Consider the following 17,051-nt stretch of genomic DNA (forward strand, 5'->3'; position numbering starts at 1 on the left):
ATCTCCACTAAAGCGGTATCACTGACCCATTTAGTGGAGATTCTATTATCTAATTAAACATGTTCTGCAAATATATTCATTGCGTTGTCATAGCTTAGTATCGTTACAATATCATTTCGTTTCACTATCATGACTTTATTCGTTTCATCTTTAGTTACTATTTCAACATCATTTCCAATTGAAATATCTTTGCTTGAAAGATAGACCAGAAGTTCAGTCTTATCACGTACACGTTTAATCGTCACTTTATCACCAGGCGCGAATGCTAATAAAGATATTGTAAATTTCTCTTCGAAATGTTGATTTCTTGGGATAATGCCACCATGTGGACATGTTTCAGGATAATCAAGTATCTTATCCAAACGTTCTACAAACAAATCTGAAATGCGATGTTCTAATATTTCCGCTTCTTGATGTACCTCTTCCCAAGTATATTGTAAAACCTCTATTAAAAATAACTCCAACAGACGGTGACGCTTAATGATATCTAACGTATGTTTCAACCCCTCATCTGAGAGCTTTACACCTTTATAGTGTTTCGTTTCAACATAACCAGCTTTTTCCAAACGTCCAACCATTTCACTAACTGAAGGAGGCTTTATATTTAAATACTGAGATAACTTTTTATTTGAGACAAAGGATGTATCTCCATCATTAGCTAATATTGCTTTCAGATAATCCTCTTTTTCTTCAGTTAACATCATTTCACCTCACCCATGCATTCACTTTATTGTATCATGAATTGCTAATGAATGTTATTCACGCTTATTTAAACAAACTGCAATTTTATTAAAATGCAATCCTGGACAAAAATTATAGAGTGATGCTACTTTGCACATTCATAGTAGCTGACTGAACTAGGAAAAACTCAAATCAAACTTGTATCCCTTCTAGCCATTCTTGTGAGCGGTTCTCAACAAAGAGAATTTCATCAAGACATGCCACAAGTTAAGCAATGTGGGAGTGACCACGAATTTATAAAGCATTCCGTCCCACTCCCACATCGCTATATCTTCAACAACCATGATTAAATTAATCCGTTAAACTGTCAACGATAACCATTTCATCATAGTTAATTGCTTCTCTTAACTTTAATGCTGTACTTTCAGTAATGTCGCCATCATCAGTCAAACTAGATAAAACACGACGTTGTTCTCTCAAAGCATTTAATTTAATCTTCGTAATTGAATCTTCTGCTCGTGTATTAAAGAAATTAGATGGCGATAAGTTATCTATTCTCATAAGATATCCGTCACAAATCATACCAACTTCTAATTTATTATCTTCATTCGCTTCATCTACTAAACGACTGACTACATTATAGTGAACAATCTTATTGATTTTAGATAGTTCCAATAAGTTATCCGTCACACTTAACGATGATGCGGCATTTGTACGCGTTCTTATACGACGTTTTAAAAGTAAAGCTCTTGCGCCAACAATCATTCGACGTATAAGTGAAGCTTGACGATATACTTGAGTACGTTCAGCGTAACGCATATAGTTTTCTAATACGCTCGCTGTAATTTCACCATCATCGGCAAGTTGTTCTAACGTTTTCGTTTCAACTTTAAATGCTAAACTTTGTAATCGTTCAAGTTCTTTAGAGTTCTCGTCATCCTTTTCAACAGATTTCAAGAACGTTAATTTATCGTGATATTCTTTAATCACATTGCCATAGCGGTAACTTGTTTCAAACGATGAATGATGATTCAAGTAATCAATGACATGCTCAAGAATATAAATTCTTGCTTCTTTAAAATTCATACTTCCAATCTTCGCTTTAGGTGCACTCGCTGTTACAAACGGCAATACTACTTGTGCAACCACTAGACTGATAATAACCATACCTGAGGAAATAAATAATAAATCATTACGATATGAGAATGCATGATGATCTGCTAAAAAATAAGGCAGTGTTAATGCGATTGCCAATGAAATGGTTCCATGAACACCACATAGCGTCATGATAAGTGCATACATACTTCGTTTAGGTGGTTTTTCTTTTTTCTTGTCTTCCCCTTCTTCATTCATTAATTTTTGGAAAGGACTGACAGATAAATAGAATAATGGATATAGCACATACACCCAAATAAATCTAAATAGATAGACTGCTAACGCAACCAAGGCCGTGATCACAACTAAGAACAATAAATTGTGTGGTTCTGTTTTTACAATATTCCCAATAACTTCTGGAACTAAAAATCCTAATATTGAAAAAACAAAACCATTCAATGCGTACCCTAGAATATTCCAAGTGTGGTTATAACTCATTTGAAGTCGTGTGCGCGTCTGAGCGATACGATCACGTTCAAAGCCATGTACTAAACCTGCAACAACAGCGGCAATAATTCCTGACGCATGAAACATTTCAGCTACAAGATATGTAACAAATGGTGTTAATAATTGTAAGAACGTAAACATATTAATGTTCTCTATGCCACGTCTGGTAAGCGTTAAACGGAATCTAACGAGTGCAATACCAATAAGTAAACCAATAATTGCACCACCAATTGACGCAATCAGAAATTGTTGCACCGCTTCAAATAATGAAAATGTACCAGTAATTAGAACACCTACTGCAATTTTAAATGAAATGATACCTGCTGCATCATTAAGTAATGATTCACCTTCAAGTATAGTCATAGCACCTTTAGGTAGAACCTTACCTTTTGTAATTGCTTGCACAGCCACAGCATCCGTTGGACATAATATTGCGGCTACAGCAAATGCGGCACCTATAGGAAGTGTCGGCCAAATCCAATGAATAAACAGGCCTACACCAATTACAGTTGTGATAACGAGTCCTAATGCCATTAACATAACCGGTTTAATATAGCGACGTAAATGAGCTCTGGAAACGTTAACACCTTCCACAAACAGTAACGGTGCAATCGTTGCTACCATAAAGAGTTCTGAATCAAAGTTGAATTCTACAGGTACAGGTGTTAAAAAGAGGAGCATTCCTAAAGCAATTTGAATGAATGCCAGAGGCACTTTGGGTATAAAAGTATGAACAAAGGAGCTTATAATCACTACGGCTAGAAATATGAGAATCGTTTCAAATATTTCCAAACTTCCACCCCATTTTATACTTCATATTTAATTGGAGAAATAAGACTTGCCTAATATAAAAAATACGCTTTATGTCTATTTATATCTTTATAAGATACATCTTAAACTCACAATCGGTTAGTTATAATTTTACCATTAAAGTTACAATGAATTAACTAACTTGCATTCATTTTTAATCCATTTTCATTAAATTGATAGCATTCCAATCTACTTCTAACCATTCATTTGTTTGATCACCTATAACAATGATCTTTATAGCTAATAAGACTTTCATTTAGATTTTAATAAAATTTTTACTATCCCCTAACATTGAATTAAACATTCATTACTATGCTTTAGTTAGAAATGTTCAAACTGAAATCATTTCGTTTTAAACAATCGGGTACTTCAATTGAAAACCATTTAGGAGGATTATACATGACTATTTCAAAAAGACTTACTGCGACAGTATTAGGCATTTTACTCTTAATTATGTTGCTTGCAACAGTCGCAGATCAACCGATATCAAATGCATTGATGAATCAAAATGATCTATTTGGCACACTCTTTCAAAATTATGGGTTATTCCCGCCTACGTTAGTACTCATTATTTCTGTGATTATATTCAATTATTATGTATTCACAACGTTTAATCATCGATTTGCTAAGTTAATCATCTTAGTTATGACTTCTGTATTCACACTAATTAAAACGAACGCACTAGTATCAGAAACTGTTCAATACATATTATCAACATCAAATAATATAAAGCACCATAAGCCAATGGGTATGGCAAATAATGAAGGAAATGCAGGTACCGCTTTACCCTTAGGTTGGAGTATGTTTATATCACTAATCATTTTATTAATCATCGCATTTGTTTGTTATTATTTTTGGTTAAAAAACACAAATACTGCTGAATTAACTAGATTATTTAAAGTGTCACTTATCAGTTTTATCGTACTATTTATCGGCTTAGAACTTGTTGGCAATATGAAAGAATTATGGGGACGTGTCAGACCATATGAACTTAGCGACAAAGGAGCACATTTTACCAATTGGCTTACCATAAATGGCAATACAGGGCATAGTTCATTCCCATCAGGGCATACGGGTAATGGTGCCTTTCTCATGTTTCTAGCTTTCTATTTCCATAAGCTTCGCTCACGAAAAATCATGTTCGCAATTGGTCTATTTTATAGTGTATTAATGGCATTAAGCCGAATTCGAATCGGTGCGCATTTTACTAGCGATGTAACCATGAGTTTAATCATTATGTTTGGTCTTATGGTGATGGCAGACGTTCTTATTCATAAGATAACTTCAAATACTAATCAGCAATAATGTGGCATGTATGACGGACGTATCATCATCGATTCAATTGCTACGTTCTAAATTAGAAATAACTACAGTTGACGTATATTTTATCTTTACTACAATTTTAACCGTACGATATTTCTATTTTAAGGAGTTAAAATCATGAATACATTTTCAGAGAAAGAGAAACTGACATTATTATCAGATATTGTAGAGATTAATACGGTGAATGATAATGAAATGGAAGTTGCTACTTATTTAAAAGACTTATTTGAAGCACATCATATTAAGGCAGAAATTGATACGGTTGAAGGTCAACGTGCAAACTTAATTGCTACAATCGGTAGTGGAAGTCCTGTGGTAGCAATTTCAGGCCACATGGATGTTGTATCAGAAGGAGATCACAATGATTGGGACTATCCCCCATTTCAATTGACCGAAAAAGAAAACCGACTATATGGCCGTGGTACTTCAGATATGAAATCTGGATTAATGGCTTTAGCCATTGCAATGATTGAATTGAAAGAAAACCATCAACTACCTCATGGCACGATAAAATTCATGGCAACTGCGGGTGAAGAAAGAGAGCAACTTGGTTCAGCACAACTATATCAAAAAGGTTATATGAATGACGTTGACGCTTTGATTATTGCTGAACCATCTGAAACAAACATCGTTTATGCTCATAAAGGATCAATGGATTATAAAATCACTTCTAAAGGTAAAGCTGCTCACAGTTCTGTACCTGTTATCGGATATAATGCGATTAAACCATTAATTGACTTTATTCAAGATATCGACACTGAATATGAACGTATTTCTAAAACTTTAAAAAGCGAGAAACTAGATTTTTCACATCTTATTGAGCGCATTCAAACACAATTAACACAAGACAACCACATAGATGCGGATGAGGTTGAACGTGTGATTTCTGGACTTGTTATTAGCAATACCATTTTACATGGTGGGAACCAAGTGAATTCAGTTCCTGATATTGCCACTGCTGAATTTAATATTAGAACGATTCCAGAATATGATAATAAAAAAGTTAAAGCCCTATTTAAAACTTACTTAGAAGAAGTAAATAAACAAGGGGGTCAACTTGAAGAAGATTTATATTTAGACTTAGATCCAGTATTAACAACAGGAGATAACCCATTAATTAAGATTGGACAACGTGTGGCTAAGCAGATATTCGGCGAAGACATTGTTGCTTCACCAACAGTCGGTGTCACAGACGCTTCTAATTTGTTACGAGATAAAGATGAACACTTTTCTTTCCTAATGTTTGGACCCGGAACAGTGCCACATCAAATTAACAAGTATGTAGAAAAAGAAAAATACCTTCGTTTTATCGACTACTACAAGGAATTACTCATAACTTATTTAAAAGAAGAGTCCGGGACATAAATAATATGATGATGCTATTTTGCAAATTCGCAGTAGCTGACTGAACTGAAAAGGCGCTTTAATCAAGCTTTTCTCAGTTCTAGTCACCTTTGCAGGGGTGGGACGACGAATTTAAAAGAATTCTGTCCCACTCCCAACTCATATTTACAACGAGAAAATCTATAATCAAAAGCATAAGTTAGCATCGTACGACGTCACACATTCAAAAGGAGCTGTGGATTTTATGAAAATTTCATGGATCTTTTGGTGGATAGTAAGCGGCATTGAAGTACTAAGTTTTTTAGGATTTGCACTTTTACTTTGGTTAAGATCAGTAGATGCTACAGGTGTCATACAAACGACTGAAGTAAAATGGATTAATATTGCAGTACTAGGATTTGCGTACTTACTCCCCTTCCTAGTACAAATCATATGGCTAGTGATTAATCTCATTTACTCAAAAAGACAACAAACACCCATATAAATGATTTATTCAGCAGGTATTACTTTGTGCTTCACCTATATCATTGTTATTTCTTTATGTTTATTTAAATCTATTAATGACATTAATTTTATATATCAACCTAAAAAATAAGATTGAACATTCAAACCAGTCGTCTTTACGATGACGTGTTTATGTTCAATCTCATTCATTTAATCATTCTCTAGTTTCTTTTCTAGCTTCTGATAAGCTTTCAATATTCTCTTCTTGTTGCTTTTCTTTTTCTTTCTGTCGTTGCTTTTGAACGTCATAATAAATTTTCTCTCGACGTTCCTCTCGAATTCGAGCACGATTTTTAAGTTCCTCTGTTGAATTGTATTCTTTAGAGCTCAATAAAATTGAAGAGCGTTTTGGTGCATCATCTTTACGATACATGTATGCGCCTGTACGGTATGCTGCTCTCGCAACTAAATGCATACCAACTGGTGATGTTAAATTGATAAAAACAATCGATAATAACAATCTTACACTAAAGAAACTCTGTTGATTCGTAAAGTAGATTAACACGCCTACTAATGTTAATAAGACAGATAACGTCGAACTTTTAGTAGATGCATGACTTCGTAAAAAGACATCTTGAAATTTAACAATTCCAATCGCACTAATCACAGCAATAATACTACCAAGAAATATAAGGAGCGCGGCAATCAACTCAATGATTTCGTTTATTTGTACCATTGAATACACGACCTCCCCCTATAAATCTAGAAATAGATACAGAACTTACAAATGAAATAATGGCAACAAGCATAATAGAATCAAGGAATGACACAGTGTTATAAATCACACTAACCACACCTATAATACACATAATAACAGCACTGGAAGCATCAAATGCTACAACCCTATCTGCTGTTGTAGGTCCTTTGATTAAACGGAATAAGCCAATTATGAACGCTATGCCAAACAATACTAATGCACTTGTAATGAAGAAATTCGTGAGCGTTTCAATCATTGTGTCACCTCCGTAATCAAGTTCTCATATTGTTTTATACTTTTAAGTAGGCTTTCTTTTTCTTTTTCAGAAACATCAATACTGTGTATAAAGAATTTATTCGTTGTCTTTGAAATTCGAATCACTGTCGATCCAGGCGTAATAATAATTAAAATTGTCAAAAAGGTTATGGCCCAATCATTTTTTAATTTCGTTTCATACGTTAATAAGCCCGGATTCATGTGATTCGTTTTGAATAAAATGTACTTAATAATACTAATACTAGAAGTAATTAATTGATATAAATAGACGCCGAGAAACTTGATAGCTACCCATATCTTTTTAGGATAAAAAGCTTGTCCAAAGAAACGATGCAGTATATAAATTACTATTAAACCAATGATGAAGCCAGATACGAAGGTAGAGAATTGAAATGAGTCTTCATCTTGAAACAGTACCCATAAAAATGCGATTAATATGTTCAATACAATTTGTCTCATTTATTCCCCTCCTTCAAATGTGTGTTAACAATGCTATGGAAGTAGTTATCATCCAAATTCAATTTTGTAGCATTTTCAGTAGCATGCATCACGACTGGTGCTGCAATTCCCATTGCAAGTACTACTGCGACTAAGACGCCCAGAATTGTTTTACGATGTTTAGGTAGCGGGTTGAAATCAACCTGTTCACCATCATTATCTCCAAAATACATAATAAATAGAATTCTAAATAAGCTATACATAGCTAATAAACTTGTGATAATCATTAATGCTAAGCCAATGTAATTACCATTTTCAATTGCACCTTGGAAAATTAACACTTTTCCTGGGAAACCACTAAATGGTGGAACGCCTCCAATCGCAAATATCATAACAACAAATGCAACACCAAAGAACGGTTCCTTCTTAGCTAGCCCACATAAGTATTTATATTCACGGTAACCAGACATATACACTAAGCTACCTATAATAAAGAACAACATCGTTTTAACGATAATGTCATTGGCTAGATAGAAGATGGCACCATGGACACCTGCAAACGTATTTGAACCTAGACCTAAAATGACAAAACCTATTGATAATATAACTTGATATGAAGCGACTTTCTTAATATCACGATATGCGATAACGCCGAATGCACCTATGAGCATTGTGATACAAGACATAAATACTAGCAATGGATGTGTCACACCTGTATGTTGGTCAAATAGAAGTGTAAAGAAACGAATCAGTGCATACGCACCTACTTTTGTCATTAATGCAGCAAATAAAGCTGCAAGTTCAGTGTTAAGTACTGCATAGGCTTTAGGTAACCACATGAAGAGTACCAATGCGGCTTTCGAACCAAATGCCACAATAAAGACAATTGAAATAATAATAATCGCTTTATTGTCATGAATTTGATCTAAGCGTAATGCGACTTGTGAGAAGTTTAATGTTCCAACTGTCTTATATAACAAGCCGATACCAAGTAAGAAAAACCATGAACCTATGATATTTAATACAACATAAATAATGGCCGCTCTTAATTGTTCGACAGATTGACCTAATGTTACGAGCACGAATGAAGCGAGTAACATAATTTCAAACATAACATATAAGTTGAATAAATCAGATGTTAAGAATGAACCAATAACACCCGTTGTTAAGAACAAGATAAATGTAGGCAAGTAGTATCGATTAACACGATCCTCGCCACGTCCAAATCCATAAGACATGATAAGTGTCACAACAAATGATGCGACAGTCACCATAACTAAACTTAAAGCATCACCTAAAAATTGAATACCAAAAGGTGCTGCCCAACCACCAAAATCAAGGGTGATAGGTTTATGCTGTAGCACATAGATTAATAAATAAAGTGAAATAATTGTATTAATAGACATTGTTCCAATGTACAAAATTTTAGATAACATGTTTTTTTCTTTCGTAAAAACAAGCACCAATGCACATAACAATGGCAATAGGATAGGAAGAACTAATAAGTTACTGTTCATTGTCATCCTCCTCTCCTCTTAATACATCAATATTAGATTCCTTAGTAACACGGTATGTTCGATAAACAAGCACTAATAGAAATGCAGTCATCGCAAAGCCAATAACAATTGCAGTAAGTACAATCGCCTGCAGTAACGGGTCCACATAATTGGTATTAGAACCATGAATTAACGGTTCTGTCATCTTATTACTATAATGACCCATACTCATAATGATTAGATTCCCGGCATGTGTATAAATCGAAATACCTATAACAATTCGAATTAAGTTGAGTGATAGTATCATGTACGTTCCTATAAATACTAAAAATCCTATCACAAGTAATAATATTAAATTCATGATTTACCACCACTCAAAGCCAACATAATTGTCTCAATAACACCAACAACCGTTAACAATATACCTAATTCAAATAATGTAATTGTTGTTACATGCAATTCACCTAATAAAGGCAAATGGATGTATGCTTCACTTTGATATAGGAACGCTTTACCAAAGAACACTGGCACAATTGCAGTAAGTGCCGAAATGATAGCACCAACAATCATCAATTTTTTAAAATCGATTGGAAGACTTTCTAAAACTTCATCTACATCAAAAGCTAAGAACATTAGGATAAAGGCCGAGCTAAAGATTAGACCACCTATAAAACCGCCACCCGGATTATTATGTCCCGCAAAGAAAACATAAAACCCAAAGGTTAATAATATAAAGACAACGATTTTAGTAACGGTTCTTAACACAACATCATTTTCTTTCATCTTGGCCCCTCCTATCTTTGTAATGTAATAATGTATAAATACCTAAACCAGCTATGATTAAAACAATACCTTCAAACATTGTATCCAATGCTCTGAAATCACCTAAGATTGCATTTACGATATTTTTACCGCCAGTTAATTCATAGGCATTCATATAATATTTAGAAATTGACTCAAAACCATCACCTTGTTGTGCAATAAATATCAGAGTCACGACGGCTCCAGCCATAATAAATGACACGATAATTTTGACAGTTTCCTTTTTCATATTCGCAGTAGTTCGTGCGATGTTTGGCAATCTTGAGAAACTGACAATAAAGAGAATTGTCGTAATTGTTTCTACTACTAATTGCGTTAATGCTAAATCTGGTGCTCTCATTAATAAGAAGAACAATGCCACACTATAACCGATGATGCCATTTAAAATAACCATCGTTAAACGTTGACGAATAAACACTAACGCGATACCAACAATACTGATCATAATGCCTAAAATAACTTCCAATGGGCCAAATTCTGAAACTTCTATTTGATGTAGCTTTGGCAAGCCGACTTGGAATATACCGTAAGCAATTAATATAGAGAAAATGAGTACTGTAATAATGTTATAGTGGTTTAATCTGTTGTTCATTAAACCGCGAATCATTTGACCAGAATAACGCTCGAAACCTCGATACACATTACGATAAGAAGTTGTTATCGATGCATATTTAATCACTTGATGCGTTATCGCTTTCCAATTCACTTTTAACGCTAAAATGAGACCAACTATAATAACAATCACACTAAAAATGAGTGGTAAGTTAATGCCATGCCATTGAGATACGTGCGGTGCTATTGCATCGACGTTGCTACCTAAATTGGTAACATTACGAAGTGCTGGCAATACTAAACGCTCAGTGAAAACGTTAGGGATAAAGAAAATAACGGGTATCATAACCATTAAAATGATTGCGGGTAAACTAAACAGCCATGGTTCGTGAATGTGTTTCTTAGGCACTTTCTTTTCATCAAATTCTCCCCAAAAAGTTTCTTTAAGCATGTAAACTGCATAGACAAAAGTAAAGATACTCGCGATAACACCAATTGCTACCACAATAATCGTTAACGTTAGACCAAATTGTTGTAATTCGATTGCGCTAACTAGAGAATCAAAGAACATCTCTTTACTCAAGAAACCATTTAATAACGGTACACCTGCCATTGATAACGCAGCGAGTGTCATGACTAAGTTCATTTTCGGGAAGTATTTTCGCATACCACTTAAGCGACGAATATCTCGTGTACCAGCTTCATGGTCAATAATTCCGACACCCATAAATAAAGCACACTTAAATATAGCGTGATTCATTAAATGGAATAAACCTGCGAATAATATGAGTGTGTAGGTTTTTGCCATTACACCTGATGGATGTTGTGCAATGCCTCCACCTAGACCAACCATCGACATAATCATTCCTAATTGACTAATAGTTGAATACGCTAAGATACCTTTTAAATCATATTGTCTCAAGGCTGTTACAGAGCCGAATATCATCGTAATCAATCCAACAAACGTAACAATATAAATATAACTATCACTTAAGCCTAAAATAGGTGTGAATCTAAATAGTAAAAAGATACCAGCTTTAACCATTGTAGCCGAGTGCAAATAAGCACTTACAGGTGTTGGTGCAGCCATGGCTTTAGGTAACCAAATATGAAATGGAAATTGTGCTGATTTAGTAAAAGCCCCAATTAACAACATTATCATCATTGGTATAAATAGAGCATGTTCGCTAATGCTATGACTTTGTGTAAGTAATTCTGAAATCGTATTTGTACCAGTAATGATATATAGCATAATAAAACCTGTTAATAAGGCTAAACCACCTAATACGGTAATGATAAATGACTGAATTGCACCTAATTGACTTTCAGCATTGCTATACCAGTAGGAAATTAATAGAAATGACGATACACTCGTTAATTCCCAAAATACATACATTAAAATAGTGTTGTTTGAAACGACAATACCTAACATACTAAACATGAATAATAATAAATATAAGAAGAAACGTGGCAAGTTATCTCTATTAGCAGATAAATATTGAGTAGCATAGAAAAATACTGCCACCCCTATAATGGAGATAATTAATCCGAACATTAATCCCAGGCCGTCTAATCTGAGGTTAAGATTAACATCAATAGCGGGCATCCATGGAATCTTAAATTCTACAAATTTTCCATTTAAAACACTGGGAATTTGGGTCAAGAAATACCCTGAAGCTAAAATAGGTGCTAACAATGCAATATATCCCGCAAACCGTCTCAATGGTTTAATAAACAACGTCATTAGGACGATTAGCATAATAACGATTAGTCCACCTAGTAAGTATACTAAGCTCATCAAAAGCCTCCTTTTCAGTAAAAATTAAATTATAAATTTAAAGCGATAATTGTATGAAGTTCATCATCGGCAGACAACCCGATAAATTTAACCGTTTCTTGTGTTGTCTGATGACCTAAATATTTTTGTATGATTGCAATAGAAATACCCGATTGGTAAGCATGATAAGCAAACGTTTTACGCAAAGTTGTCAAACCAATATGACACAACCCTAATTCTTCAGCCGCATGATGAATGATTCGGTAAGCTTGTTGTCTAGAAAGTTCCTTATGTGTTCTTATTGATTGGAATAATAATTGATTATCCATAAGGTTATTATATTCAATAAACCGCTTAATTTCTCCACGCAAGTCATTCGGCAACAAGATTTTGATTGCAGGTGCACATGATTGAATCCAAGAAGATTTAATGTCATCTTGATCATCCATTTTGACGTCGTTTACTTTTAAATTTAATAAATCTGTTAAACGTATACCCGTATGTATTGCTAATTTAAATAAAAGATAATCTCTATCTGATTTACGTTTTAATACATCATACATCTTTTTTATATCATCTTTATTTCTGATTGGTTCAACTTGATTCATCTATCCACCTCATAAAAGTTTCTTATTTAATGATAAACCATATTTTAGTAACATGAAACGTTTTTGCTCAAATTTCTTTAAAATAATGTGTCTCTTTTTTGAATTGATTTCGATATATAGAGTGAAAGGAGGTGACAAACACATGAATGAAATTTCACAATTATCTGTTGTTTGTACGCATATCACTCACGATGCAAGTGGCAAAGCAAAAGAAACGAAACGTCGTTTTACAAACTTAAATACAAGAGCCACAGATTCAGAAATCAGATCTTTTGTTAATATCATCGCACATCTGATTAATGAACCATTCGACAAAATTGAAGTCGTTAAAACTCAAGATTTAACTTAATTCAAATCTAAAAATAATTAAGGAGGTATATAATATGACTAAAACTTTAGAACTTGCTTTTAAAACAAATTTAAATAAAACTGCTAAATTGCAATTCCCACAAGTTAACGTTGTTGTATCAGAGGCTGATGCTAAAGATGCCATGGATAATATTATTAAGCTTAATATTTTACAACCCACAGCCGGTACACCGATTAAAGCGACATCTGCTAAATTAATAGATGTTACGAGTACTGTCATTTTCGAAACGAAATAACCTATCACGATCGTGTTATGTCATTGATTTCGAAACAAAGCGATTATTATGCGTCCATATCGAAAATTGGCAGTAATGAATTGAATTGAGAAGGTACTTCAATGATACTGTTCTCAGTTCTAGTCATCCTTGCGAGCGGACCGTAGCATCAAACATGCGCCTATAAGCAAGACAAATTAGGAGAGTAACAATGAATTCAACTTGAATTCTGTTACTCTCCTTTTTTACTTCAATTCAAAGTCCTACACCTATAATGATGCGCATCAAGACAATTCCGCTACTGTATTTTGAAAATAATATTTAAAATGCGTATAATAATGATGCGTTAATTATAAAAAATGTAGGAGGTCAATTGTGGCATTTTTATTTATACTCGGTATCGTGGCTGGTATGATGGTTCCAATACAAACCTCAATTAATTCTCGTCTAGGACGTTTCACTGAATCATCTTTCTATGCGTCTACCATTTCATTTTTTATAGGTAGTTTATTTTTATTTATATTAAATGTAATTTTTAACCCTAAATTATTTGATGCTTCATTTTATAGTGGCCACACAATAGACTATCATTGGTGGGTTGGTGGTCTGTTAGGCGTTTGTTTCTTAACAGGAAACTTATTATTACTTCCCCGTATAGGTGCAGCATTAACAGTAGTTATGACCGTAGCTGGTCAAATCATCATGGGGCTCTTCATTGATACTTTCGGTTTACTTGGCGCGAGTAATCATCCCTTCACACTTTTAAAAGCAGTAGGCATTTTAATCTTACTCTTCGGTATTTTATTGATGAATGAGATACCTAAAAATAAACTTGAAGAAAAAACAAATCTTATGTTTTATGTATGGCTAATTATCGGATTTATATTTGGCTTTGCACCGCCATTACAAACAACCATTAATAGTGGTTTAGCTCAACAAATGCATAATTCATTGTTTGCGTCACTTGTATCATTTAGCGTTGGCACATTCGCGTTATTCATTCTAACGTTAATATTTAACCGAAGCCTTAAAATTAAAGTCTCACAACCAGATATAGGTAAAATCAAGCCTATTCATTTCATTGGTGGTGTATTAGGCGTTATTTTTGTCACTTCAAACATTATTCTAATGCCATTTTTAGGCGCAGCGTTAACTACAATTGTTGCCATGTTGGGACAAATGCTCATGGGCGTATTGATCGATCACTTTGGCTTAGGTGTTCCCAAAAATTCAATAACATTGCGCAAATTCAGTGGATTAATCGCTATTGCCATTGGGATTGTTTTATTACGTCTCTTTTAATTTGTATAACAGAATATTGATATATTTATTCAAAATGTCTTCTTTTCTTAATTGTTGAGAAGACATTTTTTTAATTTAATAATATTGGGAGTGGGACAGAATTCTTTTTAAATTCGTTGTCCCACCCCCGCAAGGGTGACTAGAACTGAGAAAAGCTTGAATTAAGCGATTGCTCAGTTCAGTCAGCTACTGCGAATTTGCAAAATAGCTTCATTATATTATTTTTGTCACAGCCTCATCACCATTGTATAATCATTGTATAACAACTTTATAGAGGTGATTTTACTGAAGACATTTTTTACCCCATTAAAACTTTTAGTGACTGCACTTATCCTCCTGATTATCTCCTTCGGCTATTATATTTATTCAAAAATACCTAACGAACCAGACACTTCAAAAATAGAAACGCTCACTGCTAAACCTCAATATTCCCTTTCTTTTACTGGTGAACAGCAATCTCAAGAATGCTTTACTTTATATTTCAATCCTTCTTTAGGCAATGTTGCCTCTTTATTTGTTAAAAATGGTGAAACCATTCATTCTGATGCACCTTTGATAGACTATTATAACCCTATTCTCGAGAAAATGATTGTCTCTAAAAAGAAAGCTTTATCTTCTCTTCTCAACCAATCACCGAAACCATCAGGCGGACAACACATAGCGCTAAACACACAAATACTTGAACTTCAAAATCGGCTACAAACACGTATTCATTCCCCTATTCATGGCAAAGTAACCGTCTTAGATCCACATCCTTCTAAATTAAATACAAAAATAATGCAAATTAATAGCGAAAAACATATTATTCGTGCTAATATAACTGAATCCCAATTAGATCAAATTAAAATAAACCAAGAGGTAAATGTTACAACAAAGCACGCTAAATTATTCACTGGTAAAATTTTATCTATTTCTCAAATTCCTCACAAAGTGGAAAAAGGAGAATCCATTTATCAAGTAGATATTTCCACTCAAGATCATTACCCACTTGGTCGTCATTTCGATATTGATGTTGGAAGTTCTAAAATAGAACTACCTACAAATTCAATATTTGAAAATGATTATGTTTTAATTACACAAAACAACAAAATTATTAAAAGAAGAATAGAATATACTAAGAGCCCCAAAAATGGGTATATTATGGTATCCAAAGGATTAAACTTTGGGGATAAAGTTATCGTACACCCTTCATCCTCACTTCTATCCTATTAACCATAAGTTTTTCACAATAAGCTATTCGGAATAAATTTTATTATATAGAGTGAAATAATAATTGTTCTTAATTAATTGATTTTTATCAATTGCTTTGAAATTCAAACAAAGAATATAATAATCAAAATATTGTTTTATTAAGTACTTTTTTGTTTACTTCTTAATTCCATTTAGTTATAATTAACTAAATAATATAGCATTAAATTAATTTAATAAAATTCTTTTAATCTAAATTATTTAAGTATTTTTAACTATTATAGGACGTTATATATAATTTAACGGGCAAAATAGAAAAAGCGCACATAAGTTGGGGAGGTTTCAAAATGGCAATTTCAAAAATCAATGATTGCTTCGAGTTATTAGCAATGATCACATACGCAGATAAATTAAAAAATATCATCAAAAAAGAATTTTCAATTAGTTTTGAAGAGTTCGCCGTTTTAACATACATTAGTCAAAGTAAAGAAGATGAATATTATTTAAAAGATATTATTAATCACTTAAATTACAAACAACCACAAGTAGTTAAAGCAGTGAAAAATTTATCTCAAGAAGATTACTTTGATAAAAAACGTAATGAACATGATGAAAGAACTGTATTAATCCTTGTTAATAGTACACAACGTAAAAAAATCGATTCATTATTAAATAAAGTAAATACACGTATTGAAGAAGCTAACAAAGAAACTGATTTATAATTTCTTTGTGGCTTTTCTAATTCTATTTGTTTTCGATATACACTTAAAAATATGGAATCGTATTTCCAGAGAAATACAGTCTGGGACATAAATTATATAGTAATGCTAATTATCAAATTCGCAGTAGCTGACTGAACTGAGAAGGCGCTTAAATCAAGCTTTTCTCAGTTCTAGTCACCCTTGCGGAGGTGGGCGGGGCCCCAACATAAAAAATCACGAAAGTGATTTTACAAGCTAAGCATGCTGGGGACCGGCAATGAATTTATTTTATTTCTAATTTTCTCCATTAATAAAATGATTTGTATCCAGACAATGTTTATTTAGT

General features: G+C 33.4%; 18 protein-coding genes. 8 read left to right on the forward strand and 10 right to left on the reverse strand.

The window, feature by feature from the left end:
• Positions 1-53 precede the first annotated feature (53 nt).
• Both KA878_RS03745 and KA878_RS03750 read right to left on the reverse strand, forming a co-directional pair.
• Positions 54-701 (reverse strand): metal-dependent transcriptional regulator, encoded by a 648-nt coding sequence (locus KA878_RS03745; protein WP_053030796.1) that lies wholly within the window; start codon positions 699-701, stop codon positions 54-56.
• A gap of 331 nt (positions 702-1,032) precedes the next feature.
• Complete coding sequence (locus KA878_RS03750; RefSeq protein WP_053030699.1) at positions 1,033-3,075, reverse strand: cation:proton antiporter; 2,043 nt, start codon at positions 3,073-3,075, stop codon at positions 1,033-1,035.
• 417 nt (positions 3,076-3,492) lie between these two features.
• Between KA878_RS03750 and KA878_RS03755 the strand changes: the two genes are divergently transcribed.
• From KA878_RS03755 to KA878_RS03765, 3 genes are all read left to right on the forward strand, one after another.
• Positions 3,493-4,398 (forward strand): phosphatase PAP2 family protein, encoded by a 906-nt coding sequence (locus KA878_RS03755; RefSeq protein ID WP_193839676.1) that lies wholly within the window; start codon positions 3,493-3,495, stop codon positions 4,396-4,398.
• Between the two features lie 135 nt (positions 4,399-4,533).
• A complete protein-coding gene (locus tag KA878_RS03760) occupies positions 4,534-5,781 on the forward strand; it encodes an ArgE/DapE family deacylase (protein ID WP_210142064.1) in 1,248 nt (415 codons plus the stop codon).
• Positions 5,782-6,004: 223 nt separating this feature from the next.
• Positions 6,005-6,244: a DUF3923 family protein gene (locus KA878_RS03765; protein WP_193839678.1), complete on the forward strand. Its 240-nt coding sequence runs from the start codon at positions 6,005-6,007 to the stop codon at positions 6,242-6,244.
• Positions 6,245-6,418: 174 nt separating this feature from the next.
• Here KA878_RS03765 and KA878_RS03770 read toward each other — a convergent pair whose 3' ends face one another.
• Genes KA878_RS03770 through KA878_RS03805 form a run of 8 tightly spaced genes read right to left on the reverse strand, consistent with a single transcriptional unit; the run spans position 6,419 to position 12,930 of the window.
• Positions 6,419-6,940, reverse strand: coding sequence for a Na+/H+ antiporter subunit G (locus KA878_RS03770; RefSeq protein WP_075108850.1), 522 nt, complete (start codon positions 6,938-6,940; stop codon positions 6,419-6,421).
• Entirely contained in the window at positions 6,915-7,217 is a 303-nt protein-coding gene (gene mnhF2, locus KA878_RS03775; protein WP_053030711.1) for a Na+/H+ antiporter Mnh2 subunit F, read from the reverse strand. The genes KA878_RS03770 and mnhF2 overlap by 26 nt, the downstream gene beginning before the upstream one ends.
• On the reverse strand, positions 7,214-7,696 hold the full coding sequence (gene mnhE2 / locus KA878_RS03780; protein WP_053030713.1) for a Na+/H+ antiporter Mnh2 subunit E: 483 nt from the start codon (positions 7,694-7,696) through the stop codon (positions 7,214-7,216). Before mnhE2 ends, mnhF2 begins: the two co-directional genes overlap by 4 nt.
• Positions 7,693-9,192 (reverse strand): Na+/H+ antiporter Mnh2 subunit D, encoded by a 1,500-nt coding sequence (mnhD2, locus tag KA878_RS03785; RefSeq protein WP_070854515.1) that lies wholly within the window; start codon positions 9,190-9,192, stop codon positions 7,693-7,695. Before mnhD2 ends, mnhE2 begins: the two co-directional genes overlap by 4 nt.
• On the reverse strand, positions 9,182-9,532 hold the full coding sequence (gene mnhC2, locus KA878_RS03790; RefSeq protein WP_075108849.1) for a Na+/H+ antiporter Mnh2 subunit C: 351 nt from the start codon (positions 9,530-9,532) through the stop codon (positions 9,182-9,184). The genes mnhD2 and mnhC2 overlap by 11 nt, the downstream gene beginning before the upstream one ends.
• A complete protein-coding gene (mnhB2, locus tag KA878_RS03795) occupies positions 9,529-9,954 on the reverse strand; it encodes a Na+/H+ antiporter Mnh2 subunit B (protein WP_053030719.1) in 426 nt (141 codons plus the stop codon). Before mnhB2 ends, mnhC2 begins: the two co-directional genes overlap by 4 nt.
• Entirely contained in the window at positions 9,941-12,343 is a 2,403-nt protein-coding gene (locus KA878_RS03800) for a DUF4040 family protein (protein ID WP_193839679.1), read from the reverse strand. The genes mnhB2 and KA878_RS03800 overlap by 14 nt, the downstream gene beginning before the upstream one ends.
• A gap of 29 nt (positions 12,344-12,372) precedes the next feature.
• Positions 12,373-12,930, reverse strand: coding sequence for a tyrosine-type recombinase/integrase (locus KA878_RS03805; RefSeq protein ID WP_053030723.1), 558 nt, complete (start codon positions 12,928-12,930; stop codon positions 12,373-12,375).
• 142 nt (positions 12,931-13,072) lie between these two features.
• Between KA878_RS03805 and sroA the strand changes: the two genes are divergently transcribed.
• The 5 genes from sroA to sarA all read left to right on the forward strand — a co-directional run bounded on the left by sroA (position 13,073) and on the right by sarA (position 16,726).
• Complete coding sequence (sroA, locus tag KA878_RS03810; RefSeq protein WP_053030725.1) at positions 13,073-13,279, forward strand: sigS mRNA-stabilizing protein SroA; 207 nt, start codon at positions 13,073-13,075, stop codon at positions 13,277-13,279.
• A gap of 34 nt (positions 13,280-13,313) precedes the next feature.
• Positions 13,314-13,535 (forward strand): DUF2922 domain-containing protein, encoded by a 222-nt coding sequence (locus tag KA878_RS03815; protein WP_053030728.1) that lies wholly within the window; start codon positions 13,314-13,316, stop codon positions 13,533-13,535.
• A gap of 354 nt (positions 13,536-13,889) precedes the next feature.
• Positions 13,890-14,816 carry a DMT family transporter gene (locus KA878_RS03820; RefSeq protein WP_193839680.1) on the forward strand — a complete coding sequence of 309 codons (927 nt, stop codon included), beginning with the start codon at positions 13,890-13,892 and terminating at the stop codon, positions 14,814-14,816.
• 255 nt (positions 14,817-15,071) lie between these two features.
• Positions 15,072-16,028, forward strand: a complete 957-nt coding sequence (locus KA878_RS03825) for an efflux RND transporter periplasmic adaptor subunit (RefSeq protein WP_228480585.1) — start codon at positions 15,072-15,074, stop codon at positions 16,026-16,028.
• 323 nt (positions 16,029-16,351) lie between these two features.
• Complete coding sequence (gene sarA / locus KA878_RS03830; protein WP_053030732.1) at positions 16,352-16,726, forward strand: global transcriptional regulator SarA; 375 nt, start codon at positions 16,352-16,354, stop codon at positions 16,724-16,726.
• Positions 16,727-17,051 lie beyond the last annotated feature (325 nt).

It is taken from the genome of Staphylococcus sp. GDY8P57P, from assembly GCF_017892585.1.
Lineage (GTDB): Bacteria > Bacillota > Bacilli > Staphylococcales > Staphylococcaceae > Staphylococcus > Staphylococcus borealis.